Here is a 17666-nt window from a genome sequence, read left to right as displayed (position 1 = left end):
TCACGTGCCTTGCAGGCCGCAGCTTCGTCAGAGCCGAAGCTTCTTCGGGCTGTCCGAGCCTGCGCAGGCAGGCTTGGAGCCGCAGCCCTCAGCCCCCCAAGGGGCAACGCGAGTGGCCCGGCACAGCCGGTTCCACCGCATCCTGGGTGGCAGGCACGCGCTCCTGAGAGAAGCCGGGAATTCGCTCCGGCAAGGTCATATTGCGATGCGTCAAGACGCTTGTCAGGATTCGGGTCTAGATTGATGCATGTCAACCGGTACGGGTGCACAGTTGCCTGGCCGTTCATCACCGCCCGAGGAGACCCAAAAACATGCTGTCCGCCTACATCACGCACGCCGACTGTGCCCGCCACGACATGGGTGCCCACCACCCCGAATGCCCCGAGCGCCTGGGCGCCATCAACGACCACCTGCTGGTCAAGGGTCTGCTGGACTACATGATCCCGTACGACGCGCCGCTGGCCACCGAGGAACAGCTCGGCCGCGCGCACGCCTCTCTCTATGTGCGCGAAATCTTCGAAGCCTCGCCCAAGGATGGCCTGCACGCGGTGGACCCGGACACCAACATGTGTCCCCACACGCTCAGCGCCGCGCTGCGCGCCGCGGGCGCCGCGGTGCAGGCGACCGACCTGGTGCTGGCGGGCAGCACCACCACCGCCTTCTGCAGCGTGCGCCCGCCCGGTCACCACGCCGAGCGTTCGGCCGCCATGGGCTTCTGCTTCTTCAACAACATCGCCGTGGGCATGCGCCACGCGCTCGACGTGCACGGTCTGGAGCGCGTGGCCCTGATCGACTTCGACGTGCACCACGGCAACGGCAGCGAAGACATCTTCCGCGGCGACGAGCGCGTGCTGATGTGCTCCATCTTCGAAAAGGGCCTCTACCCCTTCAACGGCGAAAACGCCGTCGGCCCGAACATGGTCAACGTCGGCCTGCCCAGCCGCAGCGGCAGCGACGCCTTCCGTGCCGCCGTCACCGACCACTGGCTGCCCGCGCTCGACGCCTTTGCACCGCAACTCATCTACATCTCGGCCGGCTTCGATGCCCACCGCGAAGACGACATGGGCAACCTCGGCCTCGTGGAGGCCGACTACGCCTGGGTCACCCAACAGCTCGTGAAGATGGCCGAAAAGCACTGCCAGGGCCGCATCGTTTCCTGCCTGGAGGGCGGCTACGTTTTGAGCCCCCTCGCCCGCAGCGTCGCGGCCCATGTGCGCGTGCTGATCGGCGCCGACTGAACACGAACAATCCCAATTTTCAGCAACCTGAGTCCCTCATGGACAAACATTACCTCACCCCGCTTTTCCTGCCCGAAACCATCGCCGTCTTTGCCGGCAGAACCGACGACCCCGACAGCCAGATACCGCAAGCCCGGGCGCTGGTCAACGCGCTGACCGCCCAGCGTTTCACCGGCAACCTGGTGTTCCTCGACATCCACACCACCGGCACCCTGGCCGACCTGGCCCAGACCCGGGCCGATCTGGCCATCATCGCCCTGCCACCGACCGAAGCCCTTGCGGCGCTCGAAGTCGCTGGTCGCATCAAGTGCAAGGCCGCGCTGGTGGTCGGCAGCGGCACCTCGGCGGACATGGCCGGCGACATGCACCGCGTCGCGCGCCGCCACGGCATGCACCTGCTCGGCCCCAACAGCCTGGGCTTCCAGCGTCCGCGTGCCGGCCTCAACGCCAGCGTGGTCGGTCCGCTCGCGGCCGTCGGTCCGCTCGCGCTGGTTTCGCAATCGGGTGCGCTCACCGCGTCCATCCTGGATTGGGCGAGCCAGAACGCCGTGGGCTTTTCCACCGTGGTTTCGCTCGGACCCAACACCTCGGTCGACATCGCCCAGGTGCTCGATTTCCTCGCTTCCGATGCCCAGACCCACAGCATCGTCGTCTATATGGAAGGCATCTCCAGCGCTCGCCGCTTCATGAGCGCGCTGCGCGCCGCCGCCAACGCCAAGCCGGTGGTCGTTCTCAAGGCCGGGCGCAAGACCGCGGGCAACATGGCCGCGCAGACGCACTCCGGCACCATCGTCGGCAGCGACGACGTGTTCGATGCCGCCCTGCGCCGCGCCGGCGCGGTGCGCGTGCGCTCTTTTGTCGAGCTGTTTTCAGCCGCCAAATGCCTGGCCTCACGCTACCGCCCGGTGGGCAAGCGCCTGTCCATCGTCACCAACGGTGGCGGCCCCGGCGTGCTGGCGGCCGACTGGGTGAGTGAAATCGGGCTCGAACTGGGCCAGATCTCTCCCGAAACCGCTGCCGGGCTCAAACCCCGGCTGCCTGCCCTGGCTTCGCTCACCGACCTGATCGATTTGTCCGAAGAAGCCACGGCCGAACACTACCGTGCCGCCATCGACGCCGCCGGCCACGAAAAAACGGTGGACGGCATCCTGGTGGTGCATTCGCCCAAGTCCGGCATCAACGCGGCCGACGTGGCGCGCGCCATGGCCGAGCTCAAACCCCGCCTGGGCAAACCGCTGCTCTGCTGCTGGATGGGCGATGCCTCAGTGGGTGAAGCGCGCGCTGTATTGGCCACGACCAACATCCCCAGCTTCCGCACGCCCGAAGCCGCCGTGGGCGCCTTCGGCAACATTGCCAGCTTCTACCAGAACCAGCAGCTCTTGCAGCAGACCCCGCCGCCGCTGTCCACACTGGCCAAGCCCGACATCGAGGGCGCGCGCCTGCTGATCGAAAACGTGCTCACCGAGCGGCGCAAGATCCTCACCGAAATGGAGTCCAAGGCCCTGCTGTCGGCCTTCCACATCCCGGTCACGCAGACCATCCTGGCGCGCAGCGCCAACGAGGCCATGCTGATCGCCACCCAGCTGGGCTACCCGGTGGCGCTGAAGATCGACTCGCCCGACATCAGCCACAAGAGCGACGTCAACGGCGTGGCGCTCAACGTGCTCAACGCGGTCGGCGTGCGCGATATCTACAACACCATGATCCAGGCGGTGGCAAAAGCCCAGCCCGGCGCACGCATCAACGGCGTCACGATCCAGAAGATGGCGCGCAACAAGCGTGGGCGCGAGCTCTACATCGGTCTCGTGACCGACGACCCCTTCGGCCCGGTGATCGCTTTCGGTGCCGGCGGCACCATGATCGAGCTCATCAACGACCGCGCGATGGAGCTGCCCCCGCTCAACCAGTTCCTGGCGCGACGGCTCATCGAGCGCTCGCGCGTCGCCGAAACCCTGGTCAAGTGGCGCGGCGCCAGCGCGGTGGACATGGACGCGCTGGAACACGTGCTGTTGCGCGTCTCGGAAATGGTCTGCGAGCTGCCGCAGCTGCGCGAGATGGACATCAACCCCATCATCGTGGACGAATCGGGCGCGGTGGCGGTCGACGCCCGCATCGTGATCGACAGCGCCCCCGCCACGGCCCGCAACTACGCTCACCTGGCCATCCTGCCCTACCCGGCGCGCTACGAGCAGATCTGGCCGTTGCGCGGCGGTGGTGAGTACACCATCCGCCCGATCCACCCCGACGACGCCCAGATGCTGCAGGACCTGGTGCAGAACCTCTCGCCCGAGAGCCGCTATTTCCGTTTCGTGTCGTCGCTCAAGGAACTGCCGCCGTCGATGCTGTCGCGCCTGACCCTGATCGACTACGACCGCGAAATGGCGCTGGTGGCGATCCACCGCACCCGCAAGACCGGTGCCGATGGCGAGATCGTGGAAACCGAGCGCATCGTGGGTGTGTCGCGCTACATCACCAACCCCGACAAGGCCAGTTGCGAGTTTTCGCTGGTAGTGGCCGACGACTTCAACGGCAAGGGCCTGGGCTCGCGTCTCATGCTCAGCATCATGGAAGAAGCGCGCGACAAGGGCCTGGCCGAGATCGAAGGCCTGGTGCTGGCCAACAACCCGGGCATGTTGCGCCTGATGAAGGGCCTGGGCTACAGCGTCAAACCGTTCCCGGAAGACCCGGACTTCAAACTCGTCACACACACGCTCTGAAACGCTGCGCGTCTTCAGCGCCGCGTTTTTTGCCACCACCGCCCGGTCCCCCGGGCGGTTTTTTTTGGCTTTCTTATTCTTCTATATCTTTATTTCAAATTAGTAGGAGTAGTAGAGCGGGCGCTTTTGTGTGGACAAGCATTTTTTCCCCAATGCCATCAAGGACTTGATGACCGTACAAGCCTGTGAAGGCGCCCCTGTTGCCATCGGACAGAAAAGGGGATAACCCGGCACCTGACCACAATGCTGTGGATAACATGAAACTTGTTCAAAAGTTACACACAGGCTTGTGAGCAACAGGCGCCGACAGCCGATCTTCGGCCGCAGTTCCCGCGTGTTTCGCTGGTGGAACACCTTCTGGACCCAAAACAACCAGAACCTGTTTCCAACACCGACCGGTGTCACTTTTTTTGGACTTGTCTATCCGGGCGCCGGACGGGATTTCCCCGGTTGTTCTTACTCTTCTATATCTTTATTTCAAATTAGTAGGAGTAGTAGAGCAGGCGCTTTTGTGTGGACAAGCGGCTTTTTTACTGGCCAATCAAGGACTTGGCGCCAGTACAAGCGTGTGAAGACGGCCCTGTTGCTGCTGAACCGAAACGGGGATAACCCCGCGCTGGAGCAGCATCCTGTGGATAAAGTGGTGTTTATTAAAAAGTTACACACAGGGTTGTGCAAAACATCCCTGTGCAACCGCCAAAAACCGGGGGTTCAGTGCAGGCCCGCCATCTGGGCAAAGCCCCAGGCCATGCCCAGACCGTGCAACAGCGTGGCCGCCACGGTGAGGACCAGGGCGGGCTTCAGCTGCTGTGGCCGGTGCAGATGGGTCAGCAGCCAGACCAGGGCCGCCAGCGAGAAGGGCAGCGAAACCAGTCCCCAGAGCGCCGGCATCGGCGGAATCAGCAGCCACACACTGGCCGCCAGCCACGCATGGGCACCCAGCACCAGCGCGCCGTACAGCGCGCCCGCGGCCACAGGACCCAGCCGCACCACCAGAGTGCGTTTGCCCACCCGGGCATCGGCCGCGGCGTCCGGAAAGCCGTTGATCAGCAGCAAGGCCCCCACCATTAGCGCAAAACCCGCCGCGGCGCTGGCCGGGATCACGAAGAACTGGCGCCGTTGCACATAGTCCGCGCCCACCACCACCAGGAACCAGACCAGCGCCACCGTCAGCTCGCCCAGCCCGCGGGACATCAGCTTGAGCGGTGGCGCGGAATACGCCCAGGCCAGCAGCAGTCCGGCCATGCCCAGCAGCAACACACCACCGCCGGCCTTCACCGCCAGCAACAGGCCGGCAGGCACCAGGAACACCAGCAGCGCCCTGGCCAGCTCGGCCGTCTGCTGCTCGCTCACCGCGCCGGTCTGGATCAGCCTCGAACCGCCGGTGAAGGGGGATATGGCGTCCGTGTTGGCGGCGTCGGCGCCGTTGCGGGCGTCGTGCAGGTCGTTCAACACATTGCCGGCCGCGTGCGCCAGCACCGCCAGCGCCATCGCGCCCAGCGCCAGCGGCAGATCCAGGCCACAGCCGCAGGCGGACGCCGTGGCGGTGCCCAGCACGCAGGCCACCACGGTCAGCAGCAGGAAAGCCGGCCGCGTCATGCGCCACACCAGCGACACACGGGTCCACGCAGAAACCGGCGTACCGGAGGCCGGTTTTTCAGGGGAAATGGGGGTGCTTTTCATACGGGTTTCAGTATGCCCAGACCCGCTGCATCCTGCATTGCCATCGCGCAAGCCGACGAACGGCGCGCCACGGGGCTTACAGCCCTTCACACCGGCACACACCTGGGCACAAACGCGCACCCCCCGGCTGGTAAGATGCGCGGCGCGCAGTGGGCCCGGGTCTTGCTGTGCGGCTTCGCCCTTTGCACATCCGCTGGGACCTCGTTTTTCCCTCCAGCCACCGAGCCTGCCCTTCATGTCCGTTGCCCTCGCTGCCAACGCGCCCGCCACCTTCGAGATCAAGAGCGCCAACCTGCCCCTGGTGGCCTTGCTGCTCAAGTCCGCCGACCTCGTCCGCCTGAGCGAAGAACTGGCCCAGCGATTCGGCGACATGCCCGATTTTTTTGACCAGGACCCACTGGTCATTGACCTCTCGCCCCTGCAGGGCGCCGAAGCGGCCGGTCTCGAATCCGAGGCCGACTTCGCCGCACTCGCCGACCTCCTGTGCCAGTACCGGCTGCAGCCCATCGCCGTGCGCGGCGGCAGCGATGCCCAGACCGCCGCCGCCCTGGCCGCGGGCCTGATCCTCGCGGCCGACGCCACCGTCCAGCGCAGCCCTGCGCCCCAGCCCGCGCCGAGTCGTGCGCCGGCCCGGACCGAGGCACCCGCCCCGGTGGTCGCGGTGCCTCCCCCGGTGGCGCCGGGCGCGATGGTGATCGACAAACCGCTGCGCTCCGGCCAGCAGGTCTACGCCCGCGGGCGCGATCTGGTCGTCATGGCCATGGTCAACCCCGGCGCCGAAGTCATCGCCGACGGCCACATCCACGTCTACGCACCGCTGCGCGGCAAGGCCATCGCCGGTGCCCGCGGCAACGCCGACGCGCGCATCTTCGCGCTCGTCATGGACCCCGAACTCATCTCCATCGCCGGCATCTACCGCACCAGCGAAACCGATCTGCCGCCCGAAGTGCGGGGCAAGGTCGCCCAGGTGCGGCTCATGCCCGGCCCGGATGGCGAAGACAAACTGGTTATCGATCCCCTGTCTGCCTGACGGCTGCCAGCAGCCTTTCAGCCATTTCCCACCTTCACAGGAACCTCCACATGACCCAAATCGTTGTCATCACTTCAGGCAAGGGCGGCGTGGGCAAGACCACCACCAGCGCCAGCTTCGCCTCCGGCCTCGCCCTGCGCGGCCACAAGACCGCCGTCATCGACTTCGACGTTGGCCTGCGCAACCTCGACCTGATCATGGGCTGCGAGCGGCGCGTGGTCTACGACCTGATCAACGTCATCCACGGCGAAGCCAACCTCAACCAGGCGCTGATCAAGGACAAGCAGTGCGACAACCTGTTCGTTCTCGCTGCCAGCCAGACGCGCGACAAGGACGCGCTCTCGCAGGACGGCGTGGAGAAGGTGCTGAACGACCTGTCGGCCATGGGTTTTGAATACATCGTCTGCGACTCGCCCGCCGGCATCGAAACCGGCGCGCTCATGGCCATGCACTTCGCCGACGAAGCGCTGATTGTGACCAACCCCGAAGTCTCCAGCGTGCGCGATTCCGACCGCATCCTCGGCATGCTCGGCAGCAAGACCAAACGCGCCATCGAAGGCAAGGACCCGATCAAGGAACACCTGCTGATCACGCGTTACAACCCCACGCGCGTGGCCGACGGCCAGATGCTCAGCCTGGAGGACATCCAGGACATCCTGCGCATCAAGCTGATCGGCGTGATCCCCGAGAGTGAAAACGTGCTCACCGCATCCAACCAGGGCATGCCCGCGATCCACCTCAAGGGTACCGACGTGGCCGAGGCCTACAGCGACGTGATCGACCGTTTTCTCGGTGCCGAGAAACCGCTTCGTTTCGTCGAAGCCGAAAAGGCGGGTTTCTTCAAGCGCGTGTTCGGAAGGAAGTGAGCATGTCCTTTCTTTCCTTCTTTCTGGGCGAAAACAAGAAGACCGCCAGCGTCGCCAAGGAGCGGCTGCAGATCATCCTGGCGCACGAACGCAGCGGTCGCAACGCCGCCGAACCCGACTACCTGCCCGCGCTGCAGCGCGAGCTGGTGGCCGTGATCGGCAAGTACATCAAGATCAATCCGGACGACATCAAGGTCATGCTGGAGCGCCAGGACAACCTGGAGGTGCTCGAAGTCAAGATCGAGCTGCCTGACCGCAAGTAAGGCATCGCCCCCCCTTCAGGGGGACGCGCGCAGCGCGGCGGCGGGTCTTTATGATCCACGCATGCTGATCGAAACCCTGGGCGCCGCCCGAGACATGGGCCGCCTGAACACCATTCTGGGCGTGCTCATCCGCCATGGCTTTGGCGACAGCGTGCGCCGCCTGGGCCTGGCCGACCGGCTGGAACGTGCCGGCCACGCTCTCAAATGGGACAACGCGGCCGAGCTGGCGCGGCTCGAACCCCCGGTGCAGCTGCGCCTCACGCTGGAAGAACTCGGCCCCACTTTCGTCAAGCTCGGTCAGATCCTGGCCGGCCGCGCCGACCTGTTCGGCCCCGACTACATCGCCGAGTTCGAGAAGCTGCACAGCCAGGTGCCCGCCGTGCCGCTGGAATCGCTGCGTTCGCAGCTGCGCGAAGACCTCGGCGGCGAGCCCGAAACCATTTTTGCCCGTTTCGATACCGAACCGCTCGCCGCCGCCTCCATCGCCCAGGTTCACCGCGCCCGGCTGCACGACGGTACCGAAGTGGTCGTCAAGATCCGCCGTCCCGGGATCACCGACACCATCGAAGCCGACCTGCGCCTGCTCGGCCGCCTGGCCGCCATCGCCGAGGCCGAAATCCCCGCCCTCAAACCCTACCGCCCGCAGCAGCTGGTGCGTGAGCTCGCGCGCTCGCTCAGGCGCGAACTCGACCTCGCCAGCGAATGCCGCAACGCCGAACGCATCGCCGCCAACCTGGTCAGCCTGCCCTGGATCGTGGTGCCGAAGGTGCACTGGATGCACACCAAGGAACGCGTCAATGTGCAGGACTTCGTGGATGGCATCGCCGGCAATCAACTCGACCAGCTTGACACCCAGGGTCTGGACCGCAGTCTGCTGGCGAAACGCGGCGCACAGGCCGTGCTCAAACAGATCGTCGAAGACGGGCTCTTCCACGCCGACCCGCACCCAGGCAACGTCATCTACCTTGAAGGCAACCGCATCGCCTTCATCGACTTCGGCATGGTCGGCCGCCTCTCGGTGCGTCGACGCGAAGAACTCCTGAACCTGTTGCTGGGCCTGGTGGAACGCAATCCGCAGACCGTGGCCGACGTGCTGCTCGACTGGACCGGCGACGAGCACGGCGTCAACCTCAGCCTGCTCGAAACCGAGATCGAAACCTTCGTCGACCAGTACCACGGAACCCCGCTGGCCCAGCTGAACCTGGGCGAAATGCTCGCCGACGTCACCACCATCCTGCGCGAACACCACCTCGGCCTGCCGTCCGACATGGCCCTGCTCATCAAGGCCTTCATCACGCTCGAAGGCATGGGCCGCAGCCTGGACCCCGATTTCCACATGACGACCGAGGCCCTGCCGCTGCTCAAGCAGGTGGTGCGCGCGCGCTACCAGCCCAAGGTGGTGGCCAACCGCGCCTGGCAGACCTTGCGCCGCACGCTCGCCGTGGCCGAACAGCTGCCGCACGACGTCTCGCGCCTGCTGCGCAACGCGCGCCGCGGCAAGGTGCACGTGGGCATCGAGCTCGCGCACCTCAAGCGCGTGGGCGACCAGATCGACCGCGCCGCCAACCGCCTCACCATGGCGCTGGTGATCGCCGCGCTCATCATCGGCTCGTCCATCGTCATGACCGTCCAGGGCGGCCCCACCCTGTTTGGCCTGCCCGCCTTCGGTTTCCTCGGCTTTGCCAGCGCGTTCGTCGGTGGGCTGTGGCTGGTGCGCGCGATCTGGCGCAGCAGCAAGGGGCGGGATGTGGGGGAGGATTGAATGAGCAGTGACTGGATGCGCGAAGGTGTTCAAAGCGATGCCCCTTTCAGGCCACCGGAACCCGGAAAACTGGGGACTGTGCTGTCCGTCGCCGCCATCGCCGTGCTGGTCGCTTTCTATGTGGGCTATGGCTGGTGGGATGCCCGTAGAGTCGTTGCATCCCGGTCTGACGGCGCTCAACCTTTCAGTGTTCAGTTGCCGACAGCCGCCCGCACCGTCGCAGCGCCCGGTTCTGCGTCAGCGCCTCCAACGCAGAGGACCGGTGTGACGCCGGTGGTCCCATCCAGGATGGCTTCGCCAGGCATGCACAAGTGCGTCGTGCAAGGCCAGGTGCTCTACACCGATGACCATTGCCCTCCCGGTGCCGAGGCCTCCACCGTGGCGCACGCGTCCGCTCCGTCGCGTCCCAGCACGATCACCCTCTACCTGTGCAAAGCGACCGACGGGGGCTTGTTCTGGACGCGTCAACACTGTCACCAGCGCAGCGCGTTGGTTGATCGAACGGTGACCGTGCCTGCGGACCGTTCGTTTGACGAACAAGTGGCCTGGGCGCGCGCACGTCGCGCCGAGTTGGCTGTTCCCGTCACCTCGAACCCTGCTCCGGTGTTTCAGGAACAACGTGACACCCGCGCTGCCTGGAACAAAGCCTCGCGATGCAAATACCTGAATGAACGGGTCGCGGTGCTGGATTCAGAGGCGCGACAACCCCTGTCCGCGTTGAGGCAAGACCGTATCCGGGTGGAGAAAAAAGAGGCCCGCGACGAGCAGTTCAGGCTGCGCTGCTGAAGTCGCACGGCTTGTTCGCTGGCGATGCTTCACCCGTGCACGTTTTTCCACATCGTGGTACATTAACTGGTTCGCCTTGGGCGACCAGCCGCGTCCGGGTTTTCCGACCCTGATGCACCGCCCCCGGCAGAGGGGCCGCCGGTCCAGCCCCTCCATCGCGAGCCGCGCCAGCCCCGCACCCTTTCCAGGTCGGCGCCGTCGCAATATTCTCCCTGCTGTTGCCGATGCCCCTGCCGTGGCGCGTGCACCGGTTCTGGCGTGGTGTTCCCGACACCGCGTCGGCGCCGGCTGATTCAGTCGGGCACCCCGGCGCCTGGGGCTGCCAATGTGTTTTTCGGGCGTTTTCCTGCTGTGCGGTCCATGAGACCGCAGCGTTTCGCCCTTTGATGTTTTTGATGATTCATACGATTTCCACGACCACAACAACGAAGAGACTGTCGCCTCTCACTCTGGACAAGTACCGCATCGCGGCTTGCCCCCGGCCGCTGCCGTGCGGCCGTTTTGCCGCGCAGGTGTCCATCGCCAGCGGCTCCGGCAGCGCCTGCACCGACCGTGTCATGCGCTTCCACGATGATTTCCCCACACACGACGCAGCGGCGCATTTCGCCGTGGCGCAAGGCATCGACTGGGTGAACGACGCGTTGCGCGCCCGCGTCCGCCCGGCCACCGTGGCAGCGACGGTGCCTTCTCCCCAGATTTGTATTTGAAGCAAAGGAGCCTCACATGGCCAAGGAAGAACTGATCGACATGATGGGCATCGTCAACGAGGTGCTGCCCGACACGCGCTTTCGCGTGACGCTGGACAACGGTCACCAGCTGATTGCCTACTCCGCCGGCAAGATGAAGAAGAACCACATCCGCATCCTCGCGGGTGACCGGGTTTCCCTGGAACTCTCGCCCTACGACCTGACCAAGGGCCGCATCAATTTCCGCCACATCGAGGGCCGCGGCCCGATGGTGCCGCGCAAGCCGCGCTGAGCACCTGAGAGCCACCGCGCGCTGACCAGCGCGCGGGGTTTGTCTTCTGGTGGAGGCGGACTCCGGGGGCGCTCAGGTGCCCATGCCACCGTCCACCGGCAGGCCCGCGCCGGTGATGAACCGCGATGCGTCGGAGCACAGAAAGACCACGGCATCGGCCATGTCGCTGATGGTGCCGAGGCGCCCCAGCGGCGTCTGTTCCACGATGGCCATCACGGCCGCATCGGGCGAGGCGAACAGGCCCGCGCTCACCACGTCACTGGCGAGCTTCAATCCCATGTTGGTGGGCACAAGCCCGGGATAGACGCAGTTCACCCGCACGCCATATCCGAGCTTGCCCGATTCCGCGGCTGCCACGCGCGTGAGCCGGTCCACGGCGGACTTGGTCGCCGAATACCCGGCGATCGCCGGAAATGCGATGGTCGCCGCCACCGACGAAATGTTGACCACGGTACCGCCCTGTCCGGCCAGTCCACCCGGGCGCATGGCGCGAAAGGCGTGCTTGATGCCCAGCGCGGTGCCCACGATGTTGACGTCGAGCATGCGGCGCAGTTCGTCGGGGTCGATGTCGGTCACCAGCGCCGTGACTTCCACGCCGGCGTTGTTGATCAGGATGTCGAAGCCGCCCAGTGCGTAGTGGGTGGCGCTGATGGCGGCAAGCCAGTGGGCTTCGTCGGTCACGTCCATGTGCACAAACGCGGCACGGGCACCGGTGGCGGCGAGCGCCCGCGCAGTTTCGCGGCCCTGCTCTTCAAGCACGTCACCAATCATCACCGCGGCCCCGGCCGCGGCCAGCGCCACGGCCATGCCGGCGCCCAGGCCCCGGGCGCCGCCGGTCACCAGGGCCTTGCGCCCGGTCAGATGGAATGGGGACATGGAAACCTCCTGAATGCTGTTTATGGGTGTAAGAGGCGCCAGCCAAAGCCAGCGACTGGCGCACTCTAGACACTCCGCGCAGGAGCGGGATCAAATCCCTGTAAAAGTTGACAGTGTCGTCAACGGCGAGCCAGTCTGGACGGGCCCGTTCGTCGGGCACCGGGGATCAGCGGCCGGTTTTCGAGCGCCGCGCCCGCACCGCTTCGGCCAGCCCCTGCAGCACCGGCACGGTCTGTTCGAAGCTGATGCAGGCGTCGGTCACGCTCACGCCGTGCTGCAGCGGCTGGCCGGGCACGATGTCCTGGCGGCCTTCGTTCAGGTGGCTTTCGATCATCACGCCGGTGATGCGCACGTCGCCGGCGGCGATCTGCTGCGCCACATCGGCCGACACCTCGATCTGCCGGTGGTGCTGCTTGCTGCTGTTGGCGTGCGAGACGTCGATCATCACCTGCTCGCGCAGGCCCGCGGCTTTCAGCAGCGCGCAGGCGGCGTCCACATCGGCCGCGCTGTAGTTGGTCGCCTTGCCACCACGCAGGATGACGTGGCAATCCGCGTTGCCACGCGTTTCGAAGATCGCGGCCTGGCCCATCTTGGTCATACCCATGAAGGCGTGTGGCGCCTGCGCCGCCTGGATGGCGTCGCTCGCCACCTTGATGCCGCCGTCGGTGCCGTTCTTGAAGCCCACCGGGCAGGAGAGGCCGCTGGCGAGCTGGCGGTGGCTCTGGCTCTCCGTCGTGCGCGCGCCGATGGCGCCCCAGCTCACCAGATCGCTGATGAACTGCGGGCTCAGCAGGTCGAGAAATTCGGTGCCCACCGGCAGGCCCAGCGCCAGCACGTCCAGCAGCAGCTGGCGCGCCAGTTCCAGCCCTTCGTTGATGGCGAAACTGCCGTCCAGGTGCGGGTCGTTGATGTAGCCCTTCCAGCCCACGGTGGTGCGCGGCTTCTCGAAGTACACCCGCATCACCACGAGCAGGTCTTGTGACAGCGCATCGGCCTGTTCCTTGAGCAGCCGCGCGTAGGCCATGGCCTGCCCGTGGTCGTGGATGGAGCACGGCCCGACCACGACGATGAGGCGGTCGTCCTGACCGTGCAGCACGCGCGAGAGCGCGCCGCGGCTGCTCTCGACCAGCGCCAGCGCCTCGGGCGGCGTGGGCAGCCATTCCTGCAGCAGGGCGGGCGTGATGAGCGGGCGCACCGCGCCGATGCGCAGGTCGTCGATGCGGGTCGTGTCCTGGGTGGACAGCGGGGTGGATGTGCGGTGGGCGTGGGTCATAGCCCGGTATTGTCGCGCGGCCACCATGGGCCGCCCTTCAGGGGCGGCGGAAGGCGGTGTGCTGGCGTGCCCAGTAGCGGTTGTTCAGGCGGTCCAGCCGCACCGTGCCGCCGGTGGACGGCGCGTGCACGAAGCGGCCTTCGCCCACGTAGATGCCCGCGTGGAACGGTCGCCCCGAACCAAAGATCACCAGGTCGCCGGTGCGCAGCTCGCGGGTGCTCACCGGCTGGCCGAAGCCCGACAGCTGCGCCACTGTGCGCGGCGGGGCCACGCCGGCGCGGCTCTTGTACACGTAGCCGATCAGGCCGCTGCAGTCGAAGCCGCTCTCGGGTGTGTTGCCGCCGTAGCGGTAGGGCGTGCCCACCAGGCCCAGCGCGTGGATGGCGATGTCGCTCGACTGCTCGGCCGACAACGCGCGGTACGCTGGCCCGCGCGACGGGGGTGCGCTGCCGCAGCCGGCGATCAGCAAGGGGATGGTCAGGGCAAGGATGGGCAGGAAACGGCGCATGGGTGCAAAGCGTAACGGATGCGGCACCCAATCCGGCCCGGTTTCAGACCGTTACGGAAGGTCTGGCGACCGTGGCGCGCGCCAGAAAGAACTTCGGCAGCGCCGCGCGCGTGCAGGCCTGCAGCGCACAGAGGAAGGCGTGGTCCGGTTCGGCCACACCGTGGCGCGTGCGCAGGTCGTGCTGGATGCGTTGCAGCAGCTCGGCCGCCATCTCGGCGTCGGCCAGTGCGCGGTGGGCGCGGCCGGTGCGCGGCAGCTGGAACCAGTCCACCAGGTTGCCGAGCTTGTGGCTCGGCGCTTCGGGGTAGAGCCGGCGCGAGAGCAGCACGGTGCAGGCAAAAGGCTGCGGTGCCGGCACACCGGCGCGTGCGAGCTCGGCGATCCAGTAGCGGCGGTCGAAAGACGCGTTGTGCGCCACCATCGGCAGCTCGCCGACGAAGCGCGCGGCGTCCGCCATCACGGCCTCGGCCGGCGGCGCGCTGGCCACCATGGCGTTGGTGATGCCGGTGAGCTGGGTGATGAAGGCCGGGATGTGCACGCCCGCGTTCATCAGGCTCTGGAAGCGGTCCACCACCTGGCCGCGCTCCAGCAGCACGATCGCCACCTCGGTGGCGCGGTCGCCCTGGCCGGGCGAGATACCAGTGGTTTCGAAGTCGATGACGGCGATGCGGTTCACGGTCAGGCTCATAGGACCACCCTCCGTGCTGCGCACTGCGGGGCTGAGCGCCTTCGGAGCGGCCGTGCGGCGCTCATGCCTTCTTCAGGAACTCCGACTTCAGCAGCATGGGCCCCAGCTCGGTCTTGCAGTCCACGTTGTGGCCGTCGTTGCCATCGACCAGGCGGATGCCCTTGATCTTGCTGCCCTTCTTGAGCACGGTGGACGAACCCTTGACCTTCAGGTCCTTGATGAGGATCACCGAGTCGCCGTCGGCCAGCGGGTTGCCGTTGGCGTCTTTCACGCTGCCGTCGCCGGCGGCTTCGTCTTCGGCACCTGCGGCCGCTTGCGGCCACTCGAAGGCGCAGTCCGGGCAGACAAAGTGGTCGCCGTCGGGGTAGGTGTTTTCAAGGCCGCATTGCGGGCAGGCGGGGATGGTGTGGGGCATGGTGAGCACGGGTATGCGGTGGTGCAGGGGATTCTAGGGAAGGTCTGCACAACACCCGCCGCAGCGTGAGTTGAAGCATCCGATTTCAGATGATGGTGATTGCAGGCTCGCAAGGTCGGTTTGAAAGGCGATTTCGCCCCGTTTTGCGGTCCTCTGGCCATCTGCAGGCGCACTCATCCCCGCATCTCCTGAAGCAACGTGCGCCGCACCATCCACAGGTTGGACAGCGCGAACAGCGTGTGCAGTTGCGCCGTGTTCTTGGCCAGTCCCCGGTAGCGCACCTTCACATGCCCGAACTGGCGCTTGATCACCCGAAACGGATGTTCGACCTTGGCCCGGATGCGCGCCTTGGCCTGCTCCAACTGGTCCATGATCGAGCCCATCGGCGTGCTCTTGTCCAGTACCTTGCGCTTGCCCGGTCGCATGGCCACATGCCAGTTGACCGTAATGCCTTGCGTCTCTTCCCGTTTGCCCACGCCTTGGTAGCCCGCGTCGGCAAAGACGTCCGTCTCTTCCCCGTGCACCAGTGCGTGCGCCTGCGTCACGTCATTGACGTTGGCCGCTGTGCCCACCACCGTGTGCACCAAGCCCGATTCCGCATCGACACCAATGTGCGCCTTCATCCCGAAGTGCCACTGATTGCCCTTCTTGGTCTGGTGCATCTCGGGGTCACGTTCACCGCTGCTGTTCTTGGTCGAGCTCGGCGCGGCGATCAGCGTGGCATCGACTACCGTGCCGCTTTTGAGCAGCAACCCCTTGGCTGCCAGCGTGGCGTTGACGGTGGCCAGGATCTGCAAGCTCAGGTTGTGCGCTTCGAGCAGGTGGCGAAATCGAAGAATCGTGCTCTCGTCGGGCAGGTTGTCTTCACCCGCATCCAGGCCCACGAACTCGCGGAACAGTGCCATGTCGTACAGCGCCTCTTCCATAGCCGGGTCTGAGAGGTTGAACCACTGTTGGATGAAGTGGATGCGCAGCATGGTCTCAACGGCGAACGGTGGGCGTCCGCCCTTGGCGCCAGGGGCGGGTGCGAGTGGCGTGATCAGCGAAACCAGTTCGGCCCAAGGCACCACCAGGTTCATCTCGTCGAGGAACTCGCGTTTGCGCGTCCTCTTGGTCTTGCGCTCGAATCCGCTCTCGCCCAGGCTCATTTGCTTCATGACGTCACTGTCTCACATCGGGCAAGGGGCGCCGAGGTTTTGCAGACCTTCCCTAGGCCCCGGCCCATGCACCAAATTCAGCGCTGAGGCCGGTGTGTGGGGTGCGGTGTGCCGCGATTTGGTGCAAAAACGGTGCAGAGGTGCTGGCACGATCCATGCTTCCGGGGGTATCAGCATGGAGAGCGGTCTGCACACAGGGGCAGCGGCTTGTGCGTAGGTCCACTAGGGTTCCGTCCGCTTCACCGCGGGGTCTGGTCCGAGAGTGGACCGGCCTCATCGCAGGCTCCACGGAGGGACAAAAGCCCGGGAGAACGACGTCAGATCGGTTCTCCTGCGCCCATCCCTCATCAAACGGAGCTTCATCATGAAACTGGCTGGTCTCTTCTCCTCTCCCGCAGGTTCCACCACGTCCTCTTCCGTGCTCGGCAGGCTGTTCAAGCCGGCGCTGGGTGCCGCGCTCGCGCTGGCCACCGCCACGGCGATGGCCGCGCCCGCCAACATGAAACTGGCCACCGTGGTCTGGATCGGCTACGGGCCCTTCTATGTGGCCGAATCGCTGGACCTGTTCAAGAAATACAACCTCAAAGTCTCGCTGCAGGTCTTCAACGACCCGGCGCTGATCCCCGCGGCCATCGCATCGGGCGCGGTCGACGGCGGCATGCTGACCTACGACCAGGTGGTCGGCCAGGTGGCGGCGGGCCGCGCCATGAAGGTGGTGATGCCCATCGACTACTCCAACGGCGGCGACGCCATCGTGGCCGACAGCAGCATCGCCAAGGTGGCGGACTTCAAGGGCAAGAAGATCGGCTACAACCCGCTCTCGCCGAGCGACTTTTTGCTCTCCTACGCCCTCAAGACGGTGAACCTGAGCGAGAAGGACATCAGCCCCGTGAGCATGACGCCCGAAGCGGTGCCCGCGGCCATGGCCTCGGGCGCACTGCCCATCGGCGTGACCTACGAGCCCAGCCTGTCGCAGATCCTGAGCCAGGGCGGCGGCAAAAAATTCAAGGTGATCTTCTCCTCCAAGGACGCGCCCGGCCTGATCGCTGACGTGCTGGTGTTCGACGACAAGGTCATCAAGGCCAAGCCCACCGAGATCACCGGCGTCATGAAGGCCTACCTGGACGGCATGGCCTACATGAAAGCCAAGCCCGACGAGGCCGCCAAGATCATTGGCAAGTTCATGGGTGTCTCGGCCAAGGAAGCCAAGGAACAGATGAGCGGTGTCTACAACATCCCGCTGGCCGAAATGCCCAAGGCCTTCCTGCCCGCCAAGGAAACCACGTCCTACTACGCCAGCGGCGACATCATTGGCCAGCTGCTCAAGGCCAAGGGCCAGATCACCAAGATCCCGGCGACCGAAGCCACCTTCAACGCCTCGCTCGTCAAGGCGCTGGCCAAGTAAATCCGCTCAGAGATCTCCGCC

The 17666-nt window shown here is 65.8% G+C and carries 17 protein-coding genes and 1 riboswitch; of the genes, 10 read left to right on the top strand and 7 right to left on the bottom strand.

Annotation, left to right across the window (positions count from 1 at the left end; translation table 11 throughout):
* Positions 1-311 precede the first annotated feature (311 nt).
* Positions 312-1238, top strand: coding sequence for a histone deacetylase family protein (locus AC23D4_RS14935; RefSeq protein ID WP_472888923.1), 927 nt, complete (start codon positions 312-314; stop codon positions 1236-1238).
* 38 nt (positions 1239-1276) lie between these two features.
* Positions 1277-3955, top strand: coding sequence for a bifunctional acetate--CoA ligase family protein/GNAT family N-acetyltransferase (locus AC23D4_RS14930; RefSeq protein ID WP_472888922.1), 2679 nt, complete (start codon positions 1277-1279; stop codon positions 3953-3955).
* A gap of 711 nt (positions 3956-4666) precedes the next feature.
* On the opposite strand, the gene AC23D4_RS14925 is transcribed toward AC23D4_RS14930, so the two are convergent.
* A complete protein-coding gene (locus AC23D4_RS14925) occupies positions 4667-5638 on the bottom strand; it encodes a prenyltransferase (RefSeq protein ID WP_472888921.1) in 972 nt (323 codons plus the stop codon).
* A gap of 235 nt (positions 5639-5873) precedes the next feature.
* Between AC23D4_RS14925 and minC the strand changes: the two genes are divergently transcribed.
* The 7 genes from minC to infA all read left to right on the top strand — a co-directional run bounded on the left by minC (position 5874) and on the right by infA (position 11323).
* A complete protein-coding gene (gene minC, locus AC23D4_RS14920) occupies positions 5874-6668 on the top strand; it encodes a septum site-determining protein MinC (RefSeq protein WP_472888920.1) in 795 nt (264 codons plus the stop codon).
* 50 nt (positions 6669-6718) lie between these two features.
* Positions 6719-7534 (top strand): septum site-determining protein MinD, encoded by an 816-nt coding sequence (gene minD / locus AC23D4_RS14915; protein WP_305361873.1) that lies wholly within the window; start codon positions 6719-6721, stop codon positions 7532-7534.
* A gap of 2 nt (positions 7535-7536) precedes the next feature.
* Positions 7537-7797 (top strand): cell division topological specificity factor MinE, encoded by a 261-nt coding sequence (minE, locus tag AC23D4_RS14910; protein WP_472888919.1) that lies wholly within the window; start codon positions 7537-7539, stop codon positions 7795-7797.
* Between the two features lie 61 nt (positions 7798-7858).
* Positions 7859-9559, top strand: a complete 1701-nt coding sequence (locus tag AC23D4_RS14905) for an ABC1 kinase family protein (RefSeq protein WP_472888918.1) — start codon at positions 7859-7861, stop codon at positions 9557-9559.
* A gap of 330 nt (positions 9560-9889) precedes the next feature.
* Positions 9890-10345 (top strand): hypothetical protein, encoded by a 456-nt coding sequence (locus AC23D4_RS14900; protein ID WP_472904524.1) that lies wholly within the window; start codon positions 9890-9892, stop codon positions 10343-10345.
* A gap of 395 nt (positions 10346-10740) precedes the next feature.
* The gene (locus tag AC23D4_RS14895; protein ID WP_472888916.1) at positions 10741-11052 is read left to right on the top strand and encodes a hypothetical protein; all 312 of its coding nucleotides are present in this window, start codon (positions 10741-10743) and stop codon (positions 11050-11052) included.
* A gap of 16 nt (positions 11053-11068) precedes the next feature.
* Entirely contained in the window at positions 11069-11323 is a 255-nt protein-coding gene (infA, locus tag AC23D4_RS14890) for a translation initiation factor IF-1 (protein ID WP_056265133.1), read from the top strand.
* A 72-nt stretch (positions 11324-11395) separates the two neighbouring features.
* On the opposite strand, the gene AC23D4_RS14885 is transcribed toward infA, so the two are convergent.
* The 6 genes from AC23D4_RS14885 to AC23D4_RS14860 all read right to left on the bottom strand — a co-directional run bounded on the left by AC23D4_RS14885 (position 11396) and on the right by AC23D4_RS14860 (position 16240).
* Complete coding sequence (locus AC23D4_RS14885) at positions 11396-12199, bottom strand: SDR family NAD(P)-dependent oxidoreductase (protein ID WP_472888915.1); 804 nt, start codon at positions 12197-12199, stop codon at positions 11396-11398.
* A gap of 166 nt (positions 12200-12365) precedes the next feature.
* Positions 12366-13472, bottom strand: coding sequence for a 3-deoxy-7-phosphoheptulonate synthase (locus tag AC23D4_RS14880; RefSeq protein ID WP_472888914.1), 1107 nt, complete (start codon positions 13470-13472; stop codon positions 12366-12368).
* Positions 13473-13509: 37 nt separating this feature from the next.
* Positions 13510-13980 carry a C40 family peptidase gene (locus AC23D4_RS14875; RefSeq protein WP_472888913.1) on the bottom strand — a complete coding sequence of 157 codons (471 nt, stop codon included), beginning with the start codon at positions 13978-13980 and terminating at the stop codon, positions 13510-13512.
* A gap of 43 nt (positions 13981-14023) precedes the next feature.
* A complete protein-coding gene (locus AC23D4_RS14870) occupies positions 14024-14668 on the bottom strand; it encodes a 3'-5' exonuclease (protein WP_472888912.1) in 645 nt (214 codons plus the stop codon).
* Positions 14669-14729: 61 nt separating this feature from the next.
* The gene (locus AC23D4_RS14865) at positions 14730-15083 is read right to left on the bottom strand and encodes a zinc ribbon domain-containing protein YjdM (protein ID WP_472888911.1); all 354 of its coding nucleotides are present in this window, start codon (positions 15081-15083) and stop codon (positions 14730-14732) included.
* Positions 15084-15256: 173 nt separating this feature from the next.
* Positions 15257-16240, bottom strand: coding sequence for an IS5 family transposase (locus AC23D4_RS14860; RefSeq protein ID WP_472887108.1), 984 nt, complete (start codon positions 16238-16240; stop codon positions 15257-15259).
* A 211-nt stretch (positions 16241-16451) separates the two neighbouring features.
* Positions 16452-16552, top strand: a riboswitch (guanidine-I (ykkC/yxkD leader).
* 52 nt (positions 16553-16604) lie between these two features.
* Here AC23D4_RS14860 and AC23D4_RS14855 point away from each other — a divergent pair.
* Entirely contained in the window at positions 16605-17645 is a 1041-nt protein-coding gene (locus AC23D4_RS14855; RefSeq protein WP_472890417.1) for an ABC transporter substrate-binding protein, read from the top strand.
* Positions 17646-17666: the final 21 nt, after the last annotated feature.

This window comes from Hydrogenophaga sp. L76 (assembly GCF_057654755.1).
This window is presented reverse-complemented; position numbering and strand designations above follow the sequence as displayed.